The 20,707-nt window shown below is 40.1% G+C and carries 14 protein-coding genes and 3 tRNA genes; 14 read left to right on the forward strand and 3 right to left on the reverse strand.

Translation table 11 applies throughout. The annotated features are described in order from the left end of the window. Window positions 1–217: 217 nt before the first annotated feature. The gene (locus JM79_RS03230; RefSeq protein WP_185739458.1) at window positions 218–5,716 is read left to right on the forward strand and encodes a SprB repeat-containing protein; all 5,499 of its coding nucleotides are present in this window, start codon (window positions 218–220) and stop codon (window positions 5,714–5,716) included. A gap of 71 nt (window positions 5,717–5,787) precedes the next feature. Here JM79_RS03230 and JM79_RS03235 read toward each other — a convergent pair whose 3' ends face one another. Beyond that, complete coding sequence (locus JM79_RS03235; RefSeq protein WP_141876783.1) at window positions 5,788–6,930, reverse strand: acyl-CoA dehydrogenase; 1,143 nt, start codon at window positions 6,928–6,930, stop codon at window positions 5,788–5,790. A gap of 92 nt (window positions 6,931–7,022) precedes the next feature. Between JM79_RS03235 and JM79_RS03240 the strand changes: the two genes are divergently transcribed. The 10 genes from JM79_RS03240 (at window position 7,023) to JM79_RS03285 (ending at window position 14,137) form a co-directional block, all read left to right on the forward strand. Next, window positions 7,023–8,087 (forward strand): anhydro-N-acetylmuramic acid kinase, encoded by a 1,065-nt coding sequence (locus tag JM79_RS03240; RefSeq protein ID WP_141876784.1) that lies wholly within the window; start codon window positions 7,023–7,025, stop codon window positions 8,085–8,087. Window positions 8,088–8,152: 65 nt separating this feature from the next. Then, window positions 8,153–9,379: a Glu/Leu/Phe/Val dehydrogenase dimerization domain-containing protein gene (locus tag JM79_RS03245; protein WP_141876785.1), complete on the forward strand. Its 1,227-nt coding sequence runs from the start codon at window positions 8,153–8,155 to the stop codon at window positions 9,377–9,379. Window positions 9,380–9,492: 113 nt separating this feature from the next. Further along, entirely contained in the window at window positions 9,493–10,194 is a 702-nt protein-coding gene (locus JM79_RS03250) for a MotA/TolQ/ExbB proton channel family protein (RefSeq protein ID WP_141876786.1), read from the forward strand. A 1-nt stretch (window position 10,195) separates the two neighbouring features. Then, the gene (locus tag JM79_RS03255; RefSeq protein ID WP_141876787.1) at window positions 10,196–10,588 is read left to right on the forward strand and encodes a biopolymer transporter ExbD; all 393 of its coding nucleotides are present in this window, start codon (window positions 10,196–10,198) and stop codon (window positions 10,586–10,588) included. Between the two features lie 3 nt (window positions 10,589–10,591). Then, window positions 10,592–11,416 carry an energy transducer TonB gene (locus JM79_RS03260; RefSeq protein WP_141876788.1) on the forward strand — a complete coding sequence of 275 codons (825 nt, stop codon included), beginning with the start codon at window positions 10,592–10,594 and terminating at the stop codon, window positions 11,414–11,416. Between the two features lie 30 nt (window positions 11,417–11,446). Next, window positions 11,447–12,637 carry a folylpolyglutamate synthase/dihydrofolate synthase family protein gene (locus JM79_RS03265; RefSeq protein ID WP_141879166.1) on the forward strand — a complete coding sequence of 397 codons (1,191 nt, stop codon included), beginning with the start codon at window positions 11,447–11,449 and terminating at the stop codon, window positions 12,635–12,637. A 157-nt stretch (window positions 12,638–12,794) separates the two neighbouring features. Further along, window positions 12,795–13,607: a hypothetical protein gene (locus JM79_RS03270; protein ID WP_141876789.1), complete on the forward strand. Its 813-nt coding sequence runs from the start codon at window positions 12,795–12,797 to the stop codon at window positions 13,605–13,607. A gap of 130 nt (window positions 13,608–13,737) precedes the next feature. Then, window positions 13,738–13,812: transfer RNA gene (locus JM79_RS03275), tRNA-Val, on the forward strand. Between the two features lie 100 nt (window positions 13,813–13,912). Beyond that, window positions 13,913–13,987, forward strand: a tRNA-Val gene (locus JM79_RS03280). A 75-nt stretch (window positions 13,988–14,062) separates the two neighbouring features. After that, window positions 14,063–14,137: transfer RNA gene (locus JM79_RS03285), tRNA-Val, on the forward strand. 249 nt (window positions 14,138–14,386) lie between these two features. Here JM79_RS03285 and murF read toward each other — a convergent pair. After that, window positions 14,387–15,703: a UDP-N-acetylmuramoyl-tripeptide--D-alanyl-D-alanine ligase gene (gene murF / locus JM79_RS03290; protein WP_141876790.1), complete on the reverse strand. Its 1,317-nt coding sequence runs from the start codon at window positions 15,701–15,703 to the stop codon at window positions 14,387–14,389. A 66-nt stretch (window positions 15,704–15,769) separates the two neighbouring features. Further along, window positions 15,770–17,464 carry a gliding motility lipoprotein GldJ gene (gene gldJ, locus JM79_RS03295; RefSeq protein ID WP_141876791.1) on the reverse strand — a complete coding sequence of 565 codons (1,695 nt, stop codon included), beginning with the start codon at window positions 17,462–17,464 and terminating at the stop codon, window positions 15,770–15,772. Window positions 17,465–17,882: 418 nt separating this feature from the next. On the opposite strand from gldJ, the gene porV reads away from it, so the two are divergent. The 3 genes from porV to pdhA all read left to right on the forward strand — a co-directional run bounded on the left by porV (window position 17,883) and on the right by pdhA (window position 20,706). Next, window positions 17,883–19,037, forward strand: a complete 1,155-nt coding sequence (gene porV, locus JM79_RS03300) for a type IX secretion system outer membrane channel protein PorV (RefSeq protein WP_141876792.1) — start codon at window positions 17,883–17,885, stop codon at window positions 19,035–19,037. Between the two features lie 73 nt (window positions 19,038–19,110). Continuing rightward, window positions 19,111–19,593 (forward strand): cytidine deaminase, encoded by a 483-nt coding sequence (cdd, locus tag JM79_RS03305; RefSeq protein WP_141876793.1) that lies wholly within the window; start codon window positions 19,111–19,113, stop codon window positions 19,591–19,593. A gap of 111 nt (window positions 19,594–19,704) precedes the next feature. Then, window positions 19,705–20,706: a pyruvate dehydrogenase (acetyl-transferring) E1 component subunit alpha gene (gene pdhA, locus JM79_RS03310; RefSeq protein ID WP_141876794.1), complete on the forward strand. Its 1,002-nt coding sequence runs from the start codon at window positions 19,705–19,707 to the stop codon at window positions 20,704–20,706. Window position 20,707 lies beyond the last annotated feature (1 nt).

A 20,707-nucleotide genomic window follows, 5' to 3' on the forward strand; every position in this document is an offset into this window, starting at 1 on the left:
AAATTTAAGTAATTAATATTCAGTTCTTTAACTCCTGGTTGGAGTCTCCTTTAGTTCTGAAATTCTTTTCTACACCCCTCGATGAGCCAGTGCAAGTATGCACTACAAACTGTTCTATACAGGTGATACTTCATACTCTATTTTTTCATTAAAGGCTGCCCGGTCTAATATCTACTCTCTAATGCTTGCTATGGTTCTAACCATTAAATCAATCATTATGGAAAAAATTACTCAATTCAGTCTTTTACGAAGCTTGGATTCTTTCAGATCACTATCAATTAAAACACATAAAAGCATTCTAATGCTTGTCGTTTTGATGATTTCGATATTTGAAGCCGTAGCTCAAACACCTCCATTACCGCCCCAAACAGATTGTGTTTCACAAGATTTACTAGTAGTACAGGCGCGGTTGGATGCACCAACTTGCGTGGACTGTGATGAAGGTACACAACAAAGCTTCCCATTGATCTTATCTATTAATAATAAAACTGGTTCTTTCCGGCCTACATTTGCTTTTTTTGGTACGCTGGAAGTTAGAGATGCTGAAGGTAATTTAATTTCTACGGAAACAATTTCCGGCTGTAACGATACTGATGGTTTGCCGGCTAATACGATTACAGAACTGCCGTATCCTCCTATCAATTATACCTGTGGCACCAATTTAAAAATTACAAATTTATATCTTGCATGGACTGATGCATCACAGGTTACGGACCAGTCAAGTAAAAATAGTTGTACTAACATAACTACGAATATAACTTCCAAGGGAGTTCTCGATATTGCTCCAAAATGTGGTACTCTAGATGAGCTGAACGTCGAAACACCACTTTCTGGAGCTGTTAGTACAACAGATTCCAGCTGTTATCAATTGAACGATGCGGAAATAGAAGCACTTCCTGTTGGCGGATTAGCGCCATATACTTATTCGTGGTCCAATGGAGAAACCACTAAAACTACAACTGGATTAGCACCAGGAACTTATTCTGTTACTATTACCGATGCTAATGGATGTACCTATGATACTGAAGGAATGGTAGGAGAACCTACAGAACTTCAGGCTATAGTCGATTCTTCAACCAATGTAAGTTGTAATGGAGATTCTGATGGTGCTATTGATATCAGCGTGAGTGGTGGAACAGCAGACTACACGTATTTATGGAGTAATAATGCGACCACCCAGGACATCTCAGGCATACCTGCCGGAACTTATTCAGTGACTGTGACCGATGCTAATGGCTGTAGCGATACGATAGATAATATTCAGATCACAGAGCCAGATGAGTTAATGGCTGAAGTAGATGACGCTACCAATGTAAGTTGTAATGGAGAATTAGATGGCGCTATTGACATTAGTGTTGTTGGCGGTACACCAGATTACACATACTTATGGAGTAATAGTGCGACTACACAGGATATCTCAGGCATACCTGCCGGAACTTATTCAGTGACTGTGACCGATGCTAATGGCTGTAGCGATACGATAGATAATATTCAGATCAATGAGCCAGACGAATTGGTAGCTAGTGTGACATCAGTCACTAACGCGACTTGTAATGGAGAATTAGATGGCGCTATTGACATTAGTGTTGTTGGCGGTACACCAGATTACACATACTTATGGAGTAATAATGCGACTACTCAGGATTTATCCGGGGTGGCTGCGGGACTCTATTCAGTAACAGTGACCGACGCTAATGGCTGTACTGATACGATCGATAATATAGAAATAGAAGATCCTTCTACCCTTGAAGCCGAAGTGGACGCTACAACCAATGTAAGTTGTAATGGATATTCTGATGGATCCATCGATATAAGTGTAAGTGGCGGTACGCCAGATTACACATATTTATGGAGTAATAATGCGACCACCCAGGACATCTCAGGTCTTACTGCGGGAACGTATTCAGTGATGATCACTGACGCTAATGGTTGTATCTATAATCTGAATGATATTCAAATAGGACAGCCAGATGAACTAATGGCTGAAGTAGATGATGCTACCAATGTAAGTTGTAATGGAGATTCTGATGGTGCTATTGATATCAGCGTGAGTGGTGGAACAGCAGACTACACGTATTTATGGAGTAATAATGCGACCACCCAGGACATCTCAGGCATACCTGCCGGAACTTATTCAGTGACTGTGACCGATGCTAATGGCTGTAGCGATACGATAGATAATATTCAGATCACAGAGCCAGATGAGTTAATGGCTGAAGTAGATGACGCTACCAATGTAAGTTGTAATGGAGATTCTGATGGTGCTATTGATATAAGCGTGAGTGGTGGGACAGCAGACTACACGTATTTATGGAGTAATAGTGCGACCACACAGGATATCTCAGGCATACCTGCCGGAACTTATTCAGTGACTGTGACCGATGCTAATGGCTGTAGCGATACGATAGATAATATTCAGATCAATGAGCCAGACGAATTGGTAGCTAGTGTGACATCAGTCACTAACGCGACTTGTAATGGAGAATTAGATGGCGCTATTGACATTAGTGTTGTTGGCGGTACACCAGATTACACATACTTATGGAGTAATAATGCGACTACTCAGGATTTATCCGGGGTGGCTGCGGGACTCTATTCAGTAACAGTGACCGACGCTAATGGCTGTACTGATACGATCGATAATATAGAAATAGAAGATCCTTCTACCCTTGAAGCCGAAGTGGACGCTACAATCAATGTAAGTTGTAATGGATATTCTGATGGATCCATCGATATAAGTGTAAGTGGCGGTACGCCAGATTACACATATTTATGGAGTAATAATGCGACCACCCAGGACATCTCAGGCATACCTGCCGGAACTTATTCAGTGACTGTGACCGATGCTAATGGCTGTAGCGATACGATAGATAATATACAGATCACAGAGCCAGATGAGTTAATGGCTGAAGTAGATGACGCTACCAATGTAAGTTGTAATGGAGATTCTGATGGTGCTATTGATATCAGCGTGAGTGGTGGAACAGCAGACTACACGTATTTATGGAGTAATAATGCGACTACACAGGATATCTCAGGCATACCTGCCGGAACTTATTCAGTGACTGTGACCGATGCTAATGGCTGTAGCGATACGATAGATAATATTCAGATCAATGAGCCAGACGAATTGGTAGCTAGTGTGACATCAGTCACTAACGCGACTTGTAATGGAGAATTAGATGGCGCTATTGACATTAGTGTTGTTGGCGGTACACCAGATTACACATATTTATGGAGTAATAATGCGACCACCCAGGACATCTCAGGTCTTACTGCGGGAACGTATTCAGTGATGATCACTGACGCTAATGGTTGTATCTATAATCTGAATGATATTCAAATAGGACAGCCAGATGAACTAATGGCTGAAGTAGATGATGCTACCAATGTAAGTTGTAATGGAGATTCTGATGGTGCTATTGATATCAGCGTGAGTGGTGGAACAGCAGACTACACGTATTTATGGAGTAATAATGCGACCACCCAGGACATCTCAGGCATACCTGCCGGAACTTATTCAGTGACTGTGACCGATGCTAATGGCTGTAGCGATACGATAGATAATATTCAGATCACAGAGCCAGATGAGTTAATGGCTGAAGTAGATGACGCTACCAATGTAAGTTGTAATGGAGATTCTGATGGCGCTATTGATATCAGCGTGAGTGGTGGAACAGCAGACTACACGTATTTATGGAGTAATAGTGCGACTACACAGGATATCTCAGGCATACCTGCCGGAACTTATTCAGTGACTGTGACCGACGCTAATGGCTGTACTGATACGATAGATAATATTCAGATCAATGAGCCAGACGAATTGGTAGCTAGTGTGACATCAGTCACTAACGCGACTTGTAATGGAGAATTAGATGGCGCTATTGACATTAGTGTTGTTGGCGGTACACCAGATTACACATACTTATGGAGTAATAATGCGACTACTCAGGATTTATCTGGGGTGGCTGCGGGACTCTATTCAGTAACAGTGACCGACGCTAATGGCTGTACTGATACGATTGATAATATAGAAATAGAAGATCCTTCTACCCTTGAAGCCGAAGTGGACGCTACAACCAATGTAAGTTGTAATGGATATTCTGATGGATCCATCGATATAAGTGTAAGTGGCGGTACGCCAGATTACACATATTTATGGAGTAATAATGCGACCACCCAGGACATCTCAGGTCTTACTGCGGGAACGTATTCAGTGATGATCACTGACGCTAATGGTTGTACCTATAATCTGAATGATATTCAGGTCACAGAGCCAGACATTCTTGATGTCCAGATTGTGGTAGAAGATGTGTCTTGCTCAGGATTTGATGATGGAAGTATTACTTTCACAGCGACTGGAGGAACACCTCCTTATACCTCACAACATGGAGATTTTAATGAGTTTGGAGTACTTATGCTAAGTGGTTTGACTCCTCAGGAATATGGTATTGTAGTTTCAGATGCTAATGAATGTGGATTAGCGATTGATAGTATTATTATTTCCGAACCTGATGAAATAGTGATTCCAGAAATTCAAACCCAGCTTGCAGACTGTATTGGTGGTGATGGTAGTTTTATCTTCCTTGGTGATCCACAGAATCTTTATATAAGTTTTGATGATGGATTATCCTTTGAGCTATATGTTGGAGCGATTTCACTTTCAATAGGGCTTCATGATTTTGTAATCAAATATGGTGAAGATGGTTGTGTGAGCGATTCTGGACAAGTAGAAATTCAGCAAATACCTGCAACTAATTTCCCTCTTGATTTAACAATAACTCAACCCGATTGTGATACTGGTTTGGGTAATGTAGTGATAAGAGTTGGAGCAAATTCTAATATCGATACAGAATTCTTTACCTATAGAATTACTAGTGGTGAAACTGTGTTGTACGCCGAAAAACAATCTCTAGCAGGATTTGATCTTCCGCCAGGTGACTATGTTATCTTCGGTTTAAGCGATAATGGCTGTGATTCCGGAAGAACTGAGATTAGATTGGAAGAACCAATATGTGAAAATTTCCAGGGATGTACTTTAGGTTACTGGAAAAATCATACAGACAGATGGTCTTGTTATTCAACCTGCACCTTGTATTCTGATGTATTTGGAAATAGTACTCCTTCACAATTACAGGGTAAAACCTTGCTGGAAGTGCTGAACCAGGGTGGTGGCGGAATCTACAATTTAGGTAGACAATCTGTAGCTGCATTACTAAATATATGTAATGGTGACGTGAACTACGAAATCGTTACTGAGGCTGAGTTGATAGTGTATGTTCAGGATAATTTCAGTAACGCTGGTGCAGCTGGTAGTTATTTGGATGAATTGAACAACGCCGGTTGTACACTTGGTGGATCTAAAGCAACATCAGCCCCTTCAGAGGGATGTGAAGAGCAAGAAGACACAAGACCAGGCAAAGGTAAGCCTACCAAGAATTCCTCTTCGGTGACAAGTGGCTTCAAGGCTTCTCCTGTTCCTTTCAAAGAAAGGTTAACTGTACAATATGACTTTGAATATACTTCAAACGTTACTATACAGGTTTATGATCTTAAAGGTCAATTATTGAGAACTTACAAAGATCGAAAAGTAACGAAAGGAGATAGAACTGAATTAGCTGTAGATTTCAGAATGAAAGCAAATCAGGTTTATATTCTTAGAGTTGCTACCGACAGAGAGGTATTCAGTAAAAATGTGGTTTCTGCAAGGAGATAATTAATAATCAACCAAAAATAGAAAGAGCAGCCAATTGGCTGCTCTTTTGCTTTATAAAAATTCCGAAGAACTTAGTCCTTAAGTATACTTCTTGAGATCACAATTTTCTGAATTTCGGAAGTTCCTTCGTAAATCTGAGTGATCTTTGCGTCTCTCATTAAACGTTCTACGTGATATTCCTTTACATATCCATTTCCTCCGTGAACCTGAACTGCTTCCACAGTTACATCCATCGCAGTTTTAGATGCGTGAAGTTTTGCCATGGCACCTGAAAGATCATAGTTTTCTCCCTGATCCTTGTCCCATGCTGCTTTCATAACCAGATGACGTGCCGCCTCAATTTGAGTATGCATGTCTGCAAGTTTGAAGGCGATCGCCTGGTGATTGCAAATTTCTGTTCCAAAAGCCTTACGTTGTTTCGAGTAATCTTTGGCTAGCTCATAAGCTCCTGCTGCAATTCCAAGTGCTTGTGCCGCTATTCCAATCCTACCACCAGAAAGTGTTTTCATGGCAAATTTGAATCCGAAGCCATCTTCACCAATTCTATTCTCTTTAGGAACTTTTACATCATTGAAATTCAGAGAATGTGTATCACTTCCTCTAATTCCCAACTTCTGTTCTTTAGGTCCAATTTCAAAACCTTCAGAATCTTTTTCAACGATAAAAGCGTTGATACCTTTATGCTTTTTCTCTTTGTCTGTTTGAGCGATGACAAGATAATAGTCGGCTGAACTACCGTTGGTGATCCAGTTTTTGGTACCATTAAGAATGTAATGATCACCTTTATCTATAGCCGTTGTTCTTTGTGAAGTCGCATCACTACCTGCTTCTGGTTCAGAAAGGCAAAAAGCACCTAACTTTTCACCAGTAGTAAGTTTAGAAAGATATTTCTTTTTTTGCTCCTCGTTACCGAAGGTATCAAGCCCCCAGCAAACCAGCGAGTTATTCACTGATACCATTACTGAAGCTGATGCATCGATCTTGGAAAGTTCCTCCATCGCAAGCACATATGAAATAGTATCCATTCCACCACCGCCATATTCTGGTGACGCCATCATTCCAAGGAAACCAAGTTCACCCATCTTTTTGATAAGCTCCTTCGGAAATTCCTGCTTCTCATCTCTCTCGATAACACCCGGCAAAAGCTCCTGCTTTGCAAAATCACGGGCGGCATCACGTATCATTATATGTTCTTCGGTAAGTTTAAAATCCATGTGAAAAGAAATTTATAAAAAACTGATTTTTGGAGGGCAAAGATAGCTTTTTGGTATCTATAATTCAATTGATATTGAGTATTTTTACGAATATGAAAAAAAACGAGTATAGATTACTTGGAATCATGTCTGGCACCTCTCTAGATGGCGTCGATCTCGTTTTTACCGAATTGAACTTCAGCAACGCTACGAATTTCAAGATCATATATTCTGAAACTGTTCCTTATTCTGAAAAATGGCAAAACAGACTGAAGAATTCTTCCCGTCTCGAGCCAGCTGAATTGAATGAATTAGATCAGGATTACACAAAATATCTTTCTGAAGTTATTCTGAAGTTTATTGCAAAGTACGATATTGATCTTCTGGATGCGATCTGTAGTCATGGACATACCGTAAAACACAGGCCAGAAAAGGGTTTGACGTTCCAGATAGGAAACTTACCTAAACTTTCGAGTCTAACCGGCGTTCCCGTAGTCTGCGATTTTCGAGTTCAGGATGTGGAACTTGGTGGTCAGGGCGCTCCGCTGGTTCCAATAGGAGACCGAATGTTATTTAGTAACTATAAATATTGTATCAATCTTGGAGGTTTTGCCAATATTTCCGAAGAAGTAGAGGGGCAAAGAGTAGCCTATGATATTTGTGCAGTAAACACGGTGCTTAATCAATATATGCGTAGCCTTGGGAAAGATTTTGATGAAGATGGCAACCTGGCTAGAACTGGGAAAGTGAATTTAGAATTGCTGGAGCATCTAAATGCCCTTAAGTATTTTCAAAAATCTCCTCCAAAGTCACTTGGAATAGAATGGGTAGATAAATATGTGTTGCCTTTGATCGATTCGTTCTCCTTGCAAATCCCTGATATCCTTCGAACGTTTAGTGAGCATATTGCAATACAGATCGCTGCTTGTTTGAAAAATTCTTCAACTTCAGAAATACTTCTAACTGGTGGCGGTACCTTTAATAGTTTTCTAATTGAACGATTAAGATCACATTCTGATGGTGAATTTATAATTCCGAAAAAAGAAATCATAGATTTTAAAGAGGCTTTAATATTTGCACTTCTGGGTGCGCTCAAATTAAGAGGAGAAATTAATGTCCTTTCATCAGTCACCGGGGCGAAAATGGATCATTCTTCAGGACGTATATACGAACCCTGAATATTTTATCAAATTCGGAATAGAGCCTGCTTAGTTTTTTATATTTGCTTCAAAATAATCCAAAAATGAAAGAATTACTCAAAGTATACGAAAATAAAGAACCTGAAATTGTTTTTAACTGGAAGGATTCAGAAACAGATGCTGAAGGCTGGACGGTGATCAATTCTCTTAGGGGAGGAGCTGCCGGTGGTGGTACCAGAATGCGTGTGGGATTGGATCAAAATGAAGTGCTTTCCCTGGCAAAGACCATGGAGGTGAAATTTACGGTTTCCGGCCCACCAATTGGAGGAGCAAAATCAGGAATTAACTTTGACCCTGCAGATCCTCGTAAAAAGGGTGTTTTAGAACGCTGGTATAAGGCTGTGTCTCCATTGCTGAAAAGTTATTACGGTACCGGAGGAGATCTTAATGTAGATGAAATCAATGAAGTAATTCCAATCACTGAAGATTGCGGGGTTTGGCATCCACAGGAAGGTGTTTTTAACGGACATTTTCAACCTACGGAAGCAGATAAGATCAACAGAATTGGGCAATTAAGACAAGGTGTGATCAAAGTTCTGGAAAATACTAACTTCTCTCCAGACATCAGTAGAAAATACACGGTGGCAGATATGATTACCGGTTATGGTGTTGCAGAAGCTGTTCATCATTTCTATGAAATTTATGGCGGGGATATAAAAGGTAAGCGTGCGATCGTACAGGGATTTGGAAATGTAGGTTCTGCTGCTGCTTATTACCTGGCGCAAATGGGTGCTAAAATTGTAGGGATCATCGACAGAGCTGGTGGTCTTATAAATGAAGAAGGTTTCAGCTTTGAAGAGATCCAGCAAATGTTTCTTGACAAAGATGGAAATGCCCTGCGTCACGACAATGTAATTCCTTTTGAAGAAGTGAATGAGAAAGTGTGGAAGCTTGATGCTGAGATCTTTGCTCCCTGTGCAGCTTCGAGACTGATTTCCAAGGAACAGATCACCAATCTGATTGATCGCAAACTGGAAGTAATTTCCTGTGGAGCGAATGTTCCGTTTGCGGATAAAGAGATCTTTTTTGGTCCTATTATGGAATATACCGATGAGCGAGTAAGTCTTATTCCAGATTTCATCTCCAATTGCGGGATGGCCAGAGTTTTCGCTTACTTTATGGAAAGAAGAGTGCAAATGACCGATGAAGCGATCTTTAATGATACTTCTATGACGATCAAGAATGCCATTCAGAATACATTTAATAACAATAGCAGCAAGACGAATATCAGTAGAACAGCCTTTGAAGTTGCTCTGAAACAGCTTGTTTAAAAGTTTGTGCAAATAATTTGAAAAAGCCCGTGAAAGCGGGCTTTTCTTTATTTAAATTTGATTTACAATTTAAAGCGCGATAGCACGTTACATTACAAAACCCAATTATACATATGCTTAATTTTTTACAGCAGGACGAGGTGGTAGATGCTGCTCAGGTAGCAGAACCAGTCGTAGAGGAGAAAACTCTTTCCTTATTTGATTTGATGTTTAGCGGAGGTCTTGGTGGCCAGATCATCATTATCATTCTATTTGTTTTATTATTTGCGGCAGTCTATATCTATTTTGAAAGATTATTCGCGATCAAAGCGGCGAGTAGAGTGGATAAGAATTTTATGCTCCAGATAAAAGATAGTGTGCAAAGTGGCAATATAGAATCTGCAAAGATTCGTTGCGCTCAAAGTGATTCTCCGGTGGCGAGATTAACCGAAAAAGGAATTTCCAGAATTGGGAGTCCGTTGGAAGATATCAATACCGCTATTGAGAACGCAGGAAGACTGGAAGTTTACAAGCTTGAAAAAAATGTTAGTATTCTGGCAACTGTTGCCGGAGCAGCTCCAATGATCGGTTTCCTTGGAACCGTTATTGGTATGGTGCTTGCTTTCCATGAACTGGCAACAAGTAGTGGGCAGGCTCAAATGGGAGCACTTGCAGAAGGTATTTATACAGCAATGACCACAACGGTAGCTGGTCTTATAGTTGGAATTATAGCCTATATTGGATACAATCATCTCGTTGTGAAAACAGATAAAGTAGTGCACCAGATGGAGGCAACTGCAGTAGATTTTCTTGACCTGTTAAACGAACCGGCTTAATATGAATTTAAGAGGTAGAAATAAAGTGAGTCCGGAATTTAGTATGAGTTCGATGACCGATGTGGTTTTTCTACTACTCATATTTTTTATGCTGACTTCACCTGTGATCACTCCGGAAGCGCTGGATCTTATTTTGCCGAAAGCAAAGGGTAAGACCACCAGTCAGCAAACACTTTCCGTGAGCATCACGAATGATCTGCAGTTCTATATTAATAGCGAACGTATAAGTAGTAGCGCGCTTGAATCTACACTGAAGACGAAACTTGCCGGTGAAGAGAACCCAACGATTATTTTGCGGGCTGAAGAAGGAGTGCCAATAGAGAAAGCTGTGAACGTAATGGATATTGCCAATCGTAATAGCTATAAGATCGTATTAGCAGTAAAACCTGAATAGAGAATGTCGATGCTGGAAACTAAACATGAGAAGAAGTCTTTTACCATCACTGTAGTATTACATGTGCTGCTTATTCTTCTGTTGATTTTCTTCGGAATGACTTATTTGGATCCACCGCCTGAAAATGGGATCGCGATAAATTTTGGTACTTCGGAAGTGGGTTCTGGCGACAAGCAACCTACTGAACCGGTAAAGTCTGCTCCTAAACAAGCAGCAGCTCAACCGGTGCAGTCTGAACCTGTGATCGAAAAGGAAGTTGTAACCCAGGATATTGAAGAAGCTCCTGTAATCGAGAAAAAGAAAAAACAACCTACGCCTGTAAAAACAAAGCAACCGGAACCTCCGAAGGAAGATCCAAAGCCGGTAAAGAAACCGGAGCCAAAGCCAGATAAATCTACTAATGATGCCTTAAGTAGTATCTTAAACGGACCTGAAAGATCTGGAACTGCTACCGGTGGTGAAGGAAACGACAACCAGGCTGGGGATAAAGGTAGTCCAGATGGGGATCCAAACGCCAGTTCCTATTATGGACAGGGATCAGGATTGGATGGTGATGGAAATTACAGGCTTGGAGGAAGAAAAGCATTGAACAAAGAGAAATTTGTTCAGGATTGTAATGAGTCTGGAATCGTGGTAGTGAAGATCGTGGTAGATCAAACCGGTCGCGTAGTAAGCGCTCAGCCCGGAATGAAAGGTACTACCAATAGTGCAGCCTGTTTAACAGGTCCAGCCCAAAGAGCAGCTCTGGCAACCAGATTCAACAGTGATTCCAATGCACCTTCCAAACAGGTTGGAACCATAATTTATAACTTTAAACTTACCGAATAATTGAAATCCTATCAGGAAACCCTGGAGTGGATGTTTCAGCAATTACCCATGTATCAGCGGGTAGGAAAAAGTGCGTTTAAGAAGGATCTTTCCAATACCCTTAAACTTGCAGAACACCTGGGTCATCCCGAAAATAAATTCCGAAGTATTCATGTAGCCGGTACAAATGGAAAAGGCTCGGTAAGTCATATGCTTGCTTCAATATTTCAGGAGGCAGGCTATAAAACGGGGCTTTACACTTCACCACACCTAAAGGATTTCCGAGAACGAATAAGAATCAATGGTGAGGTGATTTCAGAAGAAGAAGTTGTTGGTTTTATTGAAGAGAATCAAAATTTTCTGGAAAGCAACCGACTTAGTTTTTTTGAAATGACTGTGGGAATGGCCTTTGACTATTTTGCAAAGAGCGAAGTTGACATTGCGATCATTGAGACCGGGCTTGGAGGGCGTTTAGATTCAACGAATATTATAACTCCTCAATTATCTGTAATAACCAATATTGGGCTGGATCATACTGCATTTCTGGGAACAGATTTGCCTTCAATCGCAGCAGAGAAGGCCGGTATTATTAAGAATTCTGTTCCGGTTGTAATTGGAGAGAGACACGATCAAACCAAGCCTGTATTTATTGCAAAAGCTGCTGAAATGAATGCTCCTATATTTTTTGCTGATGAATTCGAGCTACCTGACGTTGATTCCGATCTTATAGGTGCTTATCAGAAATATAATAAAAAGACAGTTCTGGCAAGTATTGAGGTGTTACGCAAAGGTGGCTGGAAGATTACTTCTGAAGCTATTATTCATGGTTTAAATAAAGTACAGAGCAATACGGGTTTAAGAGGCAGATGGGAGATTTTGGGCAATGAGCCTAAGATCATTTGTGATACCGCCCACAACGCTGAAGGGCTTAAGCTGGTATTGCAGCAACTTCAGAAAGAAAACTTCACCAGGTTACATATAGTTTTGGGAGTCGTTAACGATAAGGATTTGAACTCAATTTTACCATTATTCCCCAAAGACGCCGACTTTTACTTTGCGAAGCCAGATGTACCTCGTGGAATGCCTGCTGAATTTCTGCAGAAAGAAGGTCTCAAATTTGGTTTGAATGGAAATGTATATTCTTCTATTTCCGAAGCATACGCGACCGCGCGGAAAAGAGCTGATACTAAAGATCTAATTTTTATTGGAGGCAGTAATTTTACAGTTGCTGAAGTTCTATAGGCTAATGATAATGTGTTAGTTAACATTTATTTGTATCTTTAGAAGACTCTGTGATAGAGCGCTTCCCTATTTCTGAAATATCCTACAGGCTATTATAACTCCAATCCTACATTGGGCTAACCATTTTGCTGTGTTTTAATAACTAAAACTCGACAAAATGAAAAGCACTATTCAATTAAGCATTTTATTATTCCTGGGCTTTCAGCTTGCAGTATACGCGCAGGAAACTGAAGAGACCGAGCAGTACGAACCGGTTTACATTACGATGACCACAACTCACTGGAGCAACGATCCTGACACAGATTTCTCGGGATGGTTAGATACTGAAAAGGAGTATTTTGAAAAGGTTACCAGTAAAAATGACCTTATTCTTAGTTCTGGCGTTTATACGCATTATTTCACTCCAGATAATTCTGAAGTTGTTTTGGTGAATGTGTACAGAACCTGGAACGATATAGAGGAGGCGAACAGCAGAACTGAAGAGCTCATTGCTGAAGGCTGGAAAGATGAGGAATCCAGAGAGAAATTCTTTGAAAAGCAGCAATCTTATTATTCTCCAGACCATCGGGATGAGATCTATCAATCCATGCAATTTTCAATTCCAGAAACAGTAGATAAAGAAAACCCTAAGATTTATTATGTTAGGACTGCAGATCTAAGTATGAATGGAGAAGGAACACCAGAGAACTTCAAGCAGTATTACGAAAATATCACTAAAAAGAGCAAAAAGTTGAAGGGTTACTATACGCACAGGCATCTCTGGGGATCGAATGCTCGTGAAATGAATGAAGTATTTGTATTCGATAAACTCGGAGATATTGAAGAATTCTTTGAAGAGGAACAAGGTCTTGTAAATTCTCAATGGGCAGATGAAGATGAAAGATCAGATTTTATGGAAGAAATGGCTAAACTGTTCACGGGGAAACATGGGGACTATGTTTACAGAAATGTTCCGGCACTTATGAAATAGGACACAACTTATTCATAACTAATGGGTTCCAATTCAAGAGAGCTCTATCACAGTTTTTCTTTTGTAATTTCTTTAAAATTGTTTTGTGTAAATGAAAATGTAGTCTATATTTGCATCCGCAATCACGCAAGGGCGCGTAGCTCAGTTGGTTCAGAGCACTTGGTTTACACCCAAGGGGTCAGGGGTTCGAATCCCTTCGCGCCCACAGAATCAAAAGGTTTTCAGTAATGAAAACCTTTTTTTAGCTTAACTCAGTATAGTTGCTGAGTAGTGTTTGCAAAAATTTAATGAATACCGATTTAATCGGGCGCGTAGCTCAGTTGGTTCAGAGCACTTGGTTTACACCCAAGGGGTCAGGGGTTCGAATCCCTTCGCGCCCACTTAGTAAAAAAGGCTTCCATATTTGGAAGCCTTTTTTTATGCGATGTCTTTTGTTTTTCTATATTTGATATTAAGGGTGATTAGCTCAGTTGGTTCAGAGCACTACCTTGACAGGGTAGGGGTCACTGGTTCGAATCCAGTATCACTCACTATTGCGGTACAAATTTGTTGAAACTAAAAAAGGTTCCCGAGGGAACCTTTTATTTATATATTTTGTTTTACAGCTTTACGAAAGCAAGGTGCTTATCAAAATGATAAGTGCTATGACCGTGACTCCTAAAGCTGATATCAGAATCTTGTATTGTTTCTTTATCATATGCGAATCTAGCGTGAATTAGCATATAGTCTTAGCTCCATTCGAATAGATAATGCCGCTTTACGCCAGATTTCGATTTATTTTAACTGACCTTCTTACTGGACTTTTCTGCAGGAATATTTTCCAGAACTCTTTCGAGAGCCATTCCTCTGGAACCCTTGATTAGAAAATAACAGTTTTTAAAATTTGTTTCTTCTAAATGATTTTTCAAGGCCTCCATAGACTTGAACTTAAAAGTAAAACTACTGGAGGTCTCAGTTAGATTAAAGTTATCTCCAAGCAAGTAAATCTCGGTCAGGTCGCCATTTTCAGCTTCTGTAATGATCGTTTGGTGCTCTACCGGGGCAGAACTCCCTAATTCGAACATATCTCCAAGAATGGCTATTTTCTGTTTATCTGTTTTTAAGCTCGTAAAGTTTTGAAGTGCTGCCTGCATGCTTGTTGGGTTTGCGTTGTAAGCATCCAGAATGATTGTGTTGCTACCTGCTTCGATCATCTCTGATCTATTATTATCTGGTGAATATGCGGCAATAGCCTTTTCTATCTCATCAAATGGGACTTTAAAGTATAGCCCGATACACAAGGCGGCGGCCATATTGCGACCATTATAATTACCAGTAAGTTTGCTTATGAAGTCGGTTTGATTGTAATGTACACCAGCGTATTTCTCGCCGTCCAGATATTTTACCTGAACTTCAGATTCCGGATTTTCTCCAAATGCAAACGTATGCTTATAATTCCTGTGCTTTTGTTGTACTTCGTCATCCAGGTTCAGGAATATAAGTTTGGTCTCTTCCTGAAGATGATGATACAGTTCGGTCTTTGCTTTTATAACACCTTCAAGACTACCGAATCCTTCCAGGTGGGCTTTCCCAAAGTTTGTAATATACCCATAATCCGGATTTGCAATGGTGCATAAAAAGGCAATCTCTAATGGATGGTTCGCACCCATTTCAACGATCCCGAATTCAGTTTGCTGATCCATGGAGAGCAAGGTAAGTGGCACTCCTATATGATTATTTAAATTGCCGTGTGTAGCAATGGTTTTAAATTTCCTGGCAAGTACGGCGTTGATCAATTCTTTAGTCGTCGTTTTACCGTTACTTCCAGTGATTGCCAGGATTGGAATGCCTAAATAATTCCTATGGAACAGTGCTAGCTTTTGTAATGATTCGAGTACGTTCTTTACTAGTATGTATTGTTCACTGGACTCCGCCACCAATTCATCATCAACAACCACGTAACGTGCGCCCGCAGCAAGTGCGTCTGCCGCAAATAGGTTTCCGTCGAAGTTTTCGCCTTTAAGAGCGAAGTACATGGAACCTTGTTTGATTTTTCTGGTATCTGTGTTCGCTCCACTGCATAATAGGAAGCGTTGGTGTAGTCTGGCTGTATTCATGAAATAAATCTATAAAAAAAGCCCTAAACAAGTTAGGGCTTTAAGTTTATTTTATGTTCAGGAAGTCTAGTTGCTTCTTGCAGTTTTATTGTCATTAAGAGACTTTGAGCCAACTCTGGACATGGCGTTTCTAAAACCAATATAGTCTGTTGCCATATCCTGCGGGAAATATCTTCTTTGTGCCGGATCCAGCCAGTAAGCACGATCTCTCCAGCTACCACCTTTATATACTCTTACTTCATCGCTAACAAGCGTTGTCCTTTTCTCTGTGTCATATCCTCTTTTAGATAGGGAAGCATCAGAACTACTATCAGCGTAAGTGAAGTTATCATATTTAGGAGAGTTGTACATTCTCTTGTTAGGATCTTCATCATCTTGCTGAAATGCCTGGTAATATCTGCTAGAGCTCTTATCACCATCACGGAAGTTTCTCTGATCACTATCTGTGAAGTTAGTTCTCATGTAAGTATCCTCTTCAGTAACTGCTACCTGAGCAATTTCACCTGGAAGATTTCTTGCTACCAGTTTCCCGTTACTTAAAGTGTCGTATACAACATCATCTGTACCTACTACTTTAACTGAACCATCTTCATTGATAGCATGTTTGGTGTAAACGTTACCACGGTAGTAGTTAAAATCGTTGAATTCATCATCTACTATAGGTCTGTAAACATCAGCTACCCATTCAGAAACGTTTCCAGCCATATCATAAAGACCAAAATCATTAGGCTCGTAAGATTTCACTTCAGCAGTAATATCTGCTCCATCATCACTCCATCCGGCAATTCCACCGTAATCACCATCACCTTGCTTAAAGTTAGCCAGCTGATCTCCCATTTTCTTTACATCACCATTTCTGGTGTACTGTCCATCCCATGGATATTTCTTACGTCCACGATAAGTATTATAGCTTCTGATTCCTGTAAGTCCTAGAGCAGCATATTCCCATTCTGCTTCAGTTGGAAGTCTGTATTCAGGATATATTAAACCACTTTCGCGACCTGGGTAAACCTTTTTGATAGGATTTCCTGCTTCATTAGTTTCAGAAAGTCTGTCCTGAGATTCGTCTCCACCCTGGCTAATGTCGGTATTACCTCCATAAGCCTTGCTAGGTGAATGAATATAGGTATCGGTATTAAAAGTTGTACCTGCAGCTACATCTGTATATCTGGCACCTTCCTTAATAAAACCTTCTTTTTCAAGGTTACTTTCGTTTACACGGTCTGTTCTCCATTTACTGAATTCGACAGCCTGTATCCAGCTCACACCCACTACCGGGTAGTCAGCATATGCCGGGTGACGAAGGTAGTTGGTTACCATAGTCTCATTATATCCTAAACGGTTTCTCCAAACAAGAGTATCCGGTAAAGCACCGGTGTAAATGTTTTTGTAATTCTCTTCACTTGGTGGAAAAACTTTTCTTAACCAATCAAGATATTCAAGATACATTTTATTGGTCACCTCGGTTTCATCCATGTAGAATGACTGCACATGTTGTTGAGTTGGAGTATTGTTCCAGTCGTGCATAGGATCATCTGCTACTCGTCCCATTGTGTAAGTTCCTCCTTCTACAAATACAAGACCCGGTGCAGCATCCTGCTCTTCGTAATCTGTATTGTATTGAAAGCCACCTTCGTCAGAATTGATATCCCAACCGGTTGCTCTTGAGGTATTTTTGTAATTGTTCGATTTATTACAGCTCAGCAAGCTTACGCCACAAACCACAGCAATTACGGCTTTAAAAGCTACATTCAATTTCATAGTATTCCCTTCTTAAATGATAGAAAATTAGGCTTTGCAATATACTAATTAACGATAAAAGTACAAGATTATTTTGTTAATTCTAAAAGCTGCCTGAAAGCTATAACTGCCTGATATAGATATAGGTAACATTGATTTATAGAAGCTTAGTTACTAGACTGTTAGGTTTGAGTGAAAATCTGTTTTTAAAAACGGATAGAAACCTGAAAAATTGCAGTTACCTGTATAATTTATTCCCGCAATTTTAATTTATACTTATAAACTGCAATAAATGACCGTATCTTGAGTTATAACTATTTAAGTTCTAGTTATCTCCCGAAAGCTTCAGTTCGACCCCTATCTAAGGCATTTTAGCTAAATGGTGCTTTCTTAACAGGAATATTACTATATATTTGTTTATCATTCATTCATAAGGACAATGAAAAAAACTACAATCTTATTGATCGCGACTATCTTTCTTGTCGACTTTTCAATATTTGCACAGGAGGATAGTGGGGATCGTGTGATAACTACAGCTGTTCCATTTTTGCTCGTAGCGGCAGATGCCAGAGCTGCAGGAATGGGAGACCAGGGAGTTGCTACTTCTCCAGATGTCTTCTCTCAGCAATGGAATCCGGCAAAATATGCTTTTGCAACCAGTGAAAACGGAGTTTCTGTTTCCTATACTCCTTACCTTAGTGAGATCGTGAATGATATCTTTCTTGGTAGCTTGAACTATTTCCATAAAATCGATGATAGAAGTGCGGCAGCAGCTTCGCTAAGATATTTTAGTCTTGGTTCTATCGAAACCAGAGAGATCTTTGAGCAGATGCCAATTCTTGTCAATCCAAACGAACTAACTTTCGATGTTTCTTATTCCTTGAAACTAAGTGATTACATTTCCATGGCCGTAGCCGGGCGGTATTTAAGATCTGATCTTGGTTTGCAGGATAATGAGGATCTTGGTGCAGCTTCTACTTTTGGAGTAGATGTGGCAGCTTACTACCAAAGTGCAAATCTTACCTTCGGTGGTTTTGATGGGCAATGGAGATTAGGTGCGAACATTGCGAACATCGGGCCTAAAATGAAATATGACGATGCAGGACAGGAAAACTTTATTCCTACCAATTTAAAACTTGGAGCCGGCTTTGACTTTATTTTTGATGTAGATAATAAACTCGGAACTTATGTAGAATTTAATAAACTTCTGGTTCCAACTCCGCAAGATTTCAATGGTGACGGACAAATAACTGCTGAAGATGATCTTATTTATAATGAGACCAGTTCGATTGGTGGTATTTTCGAATCCTTTGGAGATGCTCCAGATGGTTTTTCAGAAGAATTGAAAGAGGTGACAGTTGCAGTAGGTGCAGAATACTGGTATCAGGAGAAATTTGCTTTGAGAGTAGGTTATTTTAATGAAAGTGATCAAAAAGGTTTTAGAAAATTCTTTGCACTTGGAGCTGGCTTCGCTTATGAATCTGTAGTTATCGATGCTTCTTATTTGTTCTCGACCTCTACAGTACCTAGTCCGCTGGAGGGAACGCTTAGATTTGGTTTGAGCTATAATTTTGGCGATACCTTCAATAATTAAATAAAACATTTTAAATTATAAACAAATCGGGGATCCTGTGGGTTTCCGATTTTGTTGTCTTTAATAATCACTAATGAAAAAACTAGATATTACTACCAGCCTCGAGGTCTATGATTCTGTACAGGAGCTTTCCGAAGAATTAAAGGATCTTATGAAGCAGGCTGTTGAAGTAAGAGACCAGGCATACGCACCATATTCGAAGTTTAAAGTAGGTGCCGCAATTTTACTTGATAACGGTGAGGTTGTCGTGGGGAGTAATCAGGAAAATGCATCCTATCCTTCTGGTCTTTGTGCTGAAAGAACCGCTATTTATTATGCCGGAGCTAAGTTTCCTCAATCCAGAATCCTTAAGATTGCTATCACTGCTCGTTCTTTGAACCAGGAAATCACCAAACCGGTACCTCCTTGCGGTGCTTGCAGGCAGGCCCTGGTAGAATACGAAGTGAAGCAAAAGGAGCCTATCGAGTTGTATTTCATGGGTGAAACCGGAGAAGTGATGAAAGCAGCATCGGTCGCTGAGATTCTGCCTTTAGTTTTTGACAGTAATTGTCTATAAGGTTTTCGTAATTTTTTGCTTTAAAACTGTTTTCGTTTCTTGCTGAAAATAGTATTTTTGTTATCCGCTCGGCAAAACCAATCTGTCTGGCCTTTTAAATATAAATTTTAGATGAAGAAAATTACAAAAGCCACATACTTAAAGTGGTACGAGGATATGTTGTTCTGGCGTAAATTTGAAGACAAGCTTGCGCAGGTTTATATTCAACAGAAAGTTAGAGGATTTTTACATTTATATAATGGGCAGGAAGCAATTTTAGCCGGAGCATTGCATGCGATGGATCTTGAGAAAGATCGTATGATCACTGCTTACCGAAATCACGTTCAGCCAATAGGTATGGGTGTGGATCCAAAGAAGGTAATGGCAGAGCTTTACGGTAAGAAGACTGGAACATCTATGGGACTTGGTGGTTCTATGCACATTTTCGCAAAAGAACATAGATTTTACGGAGGTCACGGGATTGTTGGTGGTCAGATTCCACTAGGAGCCGGTTTGGCCTTTGCAGATAAATACCACAAAAGGGATAACGTAACCCTAACTTTTATGGGTGACGGTGCTGTTAGACAGGGTTCTCTTCATGAAACTCTGAATATGGCTGTTAACTGGAACCTTCCAGTTGTATTTTGTGTTGAAAATAACGGATACGCGATGGGAACATCTGTAGCTCGTACTTCGAAAGATACAGAGATCTGGAAGTTAGGTAATGGTTACGAAATGCCATGTGGTCCTGTAGACGCTATGGATCCAGTAAAGGTTGCTGAAGCTTTGGATGAGGCGATCACACGTGCTCGTAAAGGGGACGGTCCAACTTTCCTTGAGTTGAAAACTTACCGATACAGAGGTCACTCTATGAGTGATGCCCAGAAGTACAGAACTAAAGATGAGGTGGCCGATTATCAAAAACTAGATCCAATCACTAAGGTGAAGAAGATCATTCAGGATAAAAAATACGCTTCAGATAAAGAGATCAAAGAGATCGATAAGCGAGTAAAGGAAAGAGTGGCAGAATGTGAGAAATTTGCAGATGAGTCAGATTTCCCAGATAAGAACATCATGTACGATGTTGTTTACGAACAGGAGGATTATCCATTTCTAGCACATAAATTAGATTAAG

It is taken from the genome of Gramella sp. Hel_I_59, from assembly GCF_006714895.1.
Taxonomy (GTDB): Bacteria; Bacteroidota; Bacteroidia; order Flavobacteriales; family Flavobacteriaceae; genus Christiangramia.

Excerpts from the sequence above, each read along its gene's own strand:
- JM79_RS03240 (WP_141876784.1), top strand. The coding sequence starts at position 7,023 with ATGAAAAAAAACGAGTATAGATTACTTGGAATCATGTCTGGCACCTCT.
- JM79_RS03235 (WP_141876783.1), bottom strand. The coding sequence starts at position 6,930 with ATGGATTTTAAACTTACCGAAGAACATATAATGATACGTGATGCCGCC.
- JM79_RS03255 (WP_141876787.1), top strand. The coding sequence starts at position 10,196 with ATGAATTTAAGAGGTAGAAATAAAGTGAGTCCGGAATTTAGTATGAGT.
- gldJ (WP_141876791.1), bottom strand. The coding sequence starts at position 17,464 with ATGAAATTGAATGTAGCTTTTAAAGCCGTAATTGCTGTGGTTTGTGGC.
- cdd (WP_141876793.1), top strand. The coding sequence starts at position 19,111 with ATGAAAAAACTAGATATTACTACCAGCCTCGAGGTCTATGATTCTGTA.
- JM79_RS03250 (WP_141876786.1), top strand. The coding sequence starts at position 9,493 with ATGCTTAATTTTTTACAGCAGGACGAGGTGGTAGATGCTGCTCAGGTA.
- JM79_RS03270 (WP_141876789.1), top strand. The coding sequence starts at position 12,795 with ATGAAAAGCACTATTCAATTAAGCATTTTATTATTCCTGGGCTTTCAG.
- murF (WP_141876790.1), bottom strand. The coding sequence starts at position 15,703 with ATGAATACAGCCAGACTACACCAACGCTTCCTATTATGCAGTGGAGCG.
- pdhA (WP_141876794.1), top strand. The coding sequence starts at position 19,705 with ATGAAGAAAATTACAAAAGCCACATACTTAAAGTGGTACGAGGATATG.
- JM79_RS03230 (WP_185739458.1), top strand. The coding sequence starts at position 218 with ATGGAAAAAATTACTCAATTCAGTCTTTTACGAAGCTTGGATTCTTTC.
- JM79_RS03265 (WP_141879166.1), top strand. The coding sequence starts at position 11,447 with ATGTTTCAGCAATTACCCATGTATCAGCGGGTAGGAAAAAGTGCGTTT.
- JM79_RS03260 (WP_141876788.1), top strand. The coding sequence starts at position 10,592 with ATGTCGATGCTGGAAACTAAACATGAGAAGAAGTCTTTTACCATCACT.
- JM79_RS03245 (WP_141876785.1), top strand. The coding sequence starts at position 8,153 with ATGAAAGAATTACTCAAAGTATACGAAAATAAAGAACCTGAAATTGTT.
- porV (WP_141876792.1), top strand. The coding sequence starts at position 17,883 with ATGAAAAAAACTACAATCTTATTGATCGCGACTATCTTTCTTGTCGAC.